This is a genomic window from Mycobacterium sp. E2497, assembly GCF_001668695.1.
Taxonomy (GTDB): Bacteria; Actinomycetota; Actinomycetes; order Mycobacteriales; family Mycobacteriaceae; genus Mycobacterium.
In genome coordinates this window covers 1-2,590 of sequence record NZ_LZKD01000060.1, presented here as the reverse complement: position 1 = coordinate 2,590, position 2,590 = coordinate 1, and the positions used below count along the sequence as shown (strand labels likewise).

The window sequence follows — 2,590 nt, the reverse complement described above, 5'->3', positions numbered from 1 at the left end:
ACGCACACTCGACGGCGGTCGCCGATCAGCGTCCGAACGTACGGCCGGCGAGCTCGGCCGTCGCCTCCAGACGCGGGGTGACCGCCGAGGCGCTCACCGCCACCCGGTGATCGCCCGCGGTGATACGCCAGCCACCCATGCCGCGGTCGTAGCGCGCGAGCAGGCGCGGGTCCGCCTCGATGGTGACCCGGCGGGCGGCGCCCGGCTCGAGCTCGACCCGCTCGAACCCCAGCAACCGCACGCATCGCCCGCCCGGGGCCGCCGTCAGGTACAGCTGCGGGACGTCGGCGCCCGCGCGGTCACCGACGTTGACGACGGTGAAACTCGCGGTGACCGTGTTCCCGCCGCCCACCACCAGATCGCGGTAGTCGAAGTCGGTGTAGGACAACCCGTGACCGAAGGCGAACATCGGGGCCTCGCCGGTGGCGGCGAACCAGCGGTAGCCGACATCCGATCCCTCGGTGTAGTCGATCGTGGTCGGCTCCCCCCACTCGGCGCCCAGGCCCGGCAGCTCCGGGCGAGGCGTCTGTCCCAGGTCGACCGGAAACGTGATCGGTAACCGGCCCGACGGGTTGGCCTGGCCGGCAAGGATTTCCGCGATCGCCCTGCCGCCGGCCTGCCCCGGATACCAGGCCTGCACAATCGCCTGCACCGAGTCCCGCCAGGGCATGGTCACCGGATTGCCGGTCTCGAGCACCACCACGGTGTTGGGATTGGCGGTGGCCACGGCGGTGATCACCGCGTCCTGCCCCCACGGCAGCGTCAGGTCGGGAATGTCGAACCCCTCCCCTTCGGCGCGGACGGCGAACACCAGGGCGATGTCGGCGTTGCGCGCCGCCAGCGCCGCCTCCGCGGGGTTGATGCCGGGATCGAAATCGATTCGGGCATGCGGGAATTGCTTGCGCAGCTCGTCCAGCGGGCTCGACGGCAACAGGTGCAGCTTGCGCAGGCCGGCCTCCAGTCCCGCGCCACCGATCGGTATCACGGCCGCGTAGCCGCCCGGCGGGACGACGGCGCTCGACCCGTAGCCGGCCGGCACCCCGACGTGTGCATATCCGCCGATGACGGCGATCCGGGCGGACGCCTCCGGCGCCAGCGGCAGCAGCCCGCGGTTGGTCAACAGCACGATCCCCTGCCGGGCGATCCGCAACGCGATCTCGTTGTGGGCGGCCATGTCCGGTACGGGCGCGACTTCGGCCCGGTCTTCGGCCCGGTCGATGCCGACCGCGAACATCGATCGCAGAATCCGCCGGACCATGTCCGAGAGCCGTCCGCCGGTCAGCCTGCCGTCGGCATGGGCGGCACGCAGGGGCGCACCGAATGCCTCCGCCTGCCATAGCAGCGCGTCGAGTTGCGCCCCGCATTCTTGGTCGAGCCCGCCCAGCGCGCACTCCCAGGACGGGGTGGCCCCCCAGTCGGACATCACCCAGCCGCGGTACCCCCAGGCGCCCTTGAGCACCTGGTTGACCAGGACGTCGTTGGCGGCGGCATACGTGCCGTTGACCTTGTTGTAGGCGGTCATCACGGCGCCCGGCTGCGAACGCTCGATGGCCAGCTCGAAGGCCAGCAGGTCGGATTCGCGATGCGCACCGGGATCGATGACCGCGTCCAGGAAGTGCCGGTTGGTCTCGTTGCAGTTCAGGGAGTAGTGCTTGACCGTCGAGATGACCTGCTGTTGCTGGATCCCGTCGACCGATTCCGCGGCCATCGCCGCGGTCAAAAGCGGGTCCTCGGACAGGTATTCGAAGTTGCGGCCGTTGCGCGGGTCGCGCACGAGGTTCATGGCTCCGGCAAGCTGCACGTTGAACCCGCGGCTGCGGGCCTCCCGGCCAATCACCTCGCCCGCGGCGCGCGCGAGGGGCGGGTCGAAACTGGCGGCCAGCGCCAGACCGGCGGGCAGCGCGGTCGCGGTGTCGCCCGGCCGGTAGCCCGGGTTGGTCACCCCGAGGCCGGCGTCGCTCATCAGCAACGCCGGGACGGCCAGGCGGGGCACGCCGGGGACGTAACCCGCGCTCATCGGGACGTCCGGCGGGATGCGCCCGTCGCGCAGCGGCCACATGTCCCCCGCGCCCATCACGCCGACCAGCAGCGCGAATCGCTCGTCATCGGTCAGCCGGGCTTCGACCTCGCGCGCCCGGGCGTCGGCGTCGCCGGACGAGCTCACCGCACACCCTCTTTGGCGTAGACGACGCGCAGCACGTGCCCGAGCTCGGGACCCATCACCAGCTCCGCCAGTTCGCCGAAGGTCGCGACGAACTCCGGCCCGTGCGGCGGCTCGACCTGGCACAGGTGGTGCGCGACTTCGTGGAGCACCACCAGCTCGCGCAGCGCCCAGTCGGCGGTGTCGCGGTCGGGCACCGCGATAACCCCTGCGCCGTCGCGGTATTCGTAATGGGCCGCCGTCGCGGCCCGCCGCGGCCGCACGCGCAACGGCGGGACGGAGGGCCAGCGCCGGCGCACCGACGGCAACGCGAGCACGTCGTCAACATAGCGCTGCACGGCCGAAACGGAGCCGAATCGCGCCTCCGGCGGCAGGGTGAGCTGCGCACCGAAGAAGTCCACGGCGCGCGACCCGTGCTCGGCGGCGCGG

The 2,590-nt window shown here is 72.0% G+C and carries 2 protein-coding genes; both read right to left on the bottom strand.

Annotated features, from left to right (window positions below):
- Nucleotides 1-25 precede the first annotated feature (25 nt).
- Nucleotides 26-2,164, bottom strand: coding sequence for a beta-glucosidase (locus A5713_RS04625; RefSeq protein WP_197516293.1), 2,139 nt, complete (start codon nucleotides 2,162-2,164; stop codon nucleotides 26-28).
- A partial coding sequence (locus A5713_RS04620) for a TIGR04338 family metallohydrolase (RefSeq protein WP_068092999.1) occupies nucleotides 2,161-2,590 on the bottom strand: 430 nt, incomplete at its 5' end. The genes A5713_RS04625 and A5713_RS04620, both read right to left, overlap by 4 nt.